At 72.0% G+C, this 839-nt stretch carries 1 protein-coding gene and 1 pseudogene; both read left to right on the forward strand.

Translation table 11 applies throughout. From position 1 onward, the window contains the following. The first annotated feature begins 103 nt into the window (after positions 1 to 103). Positions 104 to 682, forward strand: a complete 579-nt coding sequence (locus JAN01S_RS16415) for an antibiotic biosynthesis monooxygenase (protein WP_068319905.1) — start codon at positions 104 to 106, stop codon at positions 680 to 682. Between the two features lie 64 nt (positions 683 to 746). Continuing rightward, positions 747 to 839: pseudogene (locus JAN01S_RS17800) on the forward strand (LON peptidase substrate-binding domain-containing protein); the annotation flags it as partial.

Raw genomic sequence — 839 nt, forward strand, 5'->3', positions numbered from 1 at the left:
CGTTCCTCGCCCCCGAACGCCCCGCCCGGACCGCCCCGGACGGTGGTTGGCTCGGACGATCGACGCGGCAGTGGCCGCGCCCGACGGAGGAGGGCGGTCGCCCGTGACAGACACCGCGAGCCAGTCGGCCATCACCCGCATCGCGCGGCGCCGGGCCCTGCCCGGGCACGCCGAGCAGTACGAGGAGCTCGTCCGGGAGATGTTCGGCCTGATGCGCCGGCACCACGGCTTCCTCGGTGCGGAACTCATCCCACCGGAGACCGAGGGCGGCCAGCACCAGGTCGTCGTGCACTTCGCCTCGGAGGAGGACCTGGCCCGCTGGGACGGCTCCGCCGAGCGAAGGGAGATCCTCGCCCGGATGCGTCCGCACGCCGAGGACGAGCCCCAGCACCGGCGGCTCAGCGCGATCGACGAGTGGTTCCTCGGTCCGGACGTGCCGAGCGGGACGAAGGTGCCGCGGTGGAAGACGGCCGTCGTCACGTGGCTCGGCATCTGGCCGCTCGCCTCGATCGTCCTGTGGCTCGTCGCCCCGATCTGGGAGGACCTCGGTCTGCCCTTCCTCCTCGCGACCGCGATCAACGTCGTGCTCATCGTCGGGGCGATGGTCTTCCTCGTCTCGCCGGTGCTGACGACGGCGTTGCGCGGGTTCCTCGTGCCGTCGACGGGGGCGGGGCAGAAGTAGGGCTCACGTGGCCCTAGGGCTGCTGCTTGGGCTGTGCCATGTTGGTCGGGTGGACGTCCTGCCGATGTTTCCCCTGGGCACGGTGCTCCTGCCCGGCAACCCGCTGCCGCTGCAGGTCTTCGAGCCCCGCTACCTCGCGATGCTGCGCGACATCGCC

The organism is Janibacter anophelis NBRC 107843 (assembly GCF_001570945.1).
GTDB classification, from domain to species: Bacteria; Actinomycetota; Actinomycetes; order Actinomycetales; family Dermatophilaceae; genus Janibacter; species Janibacter anophelis.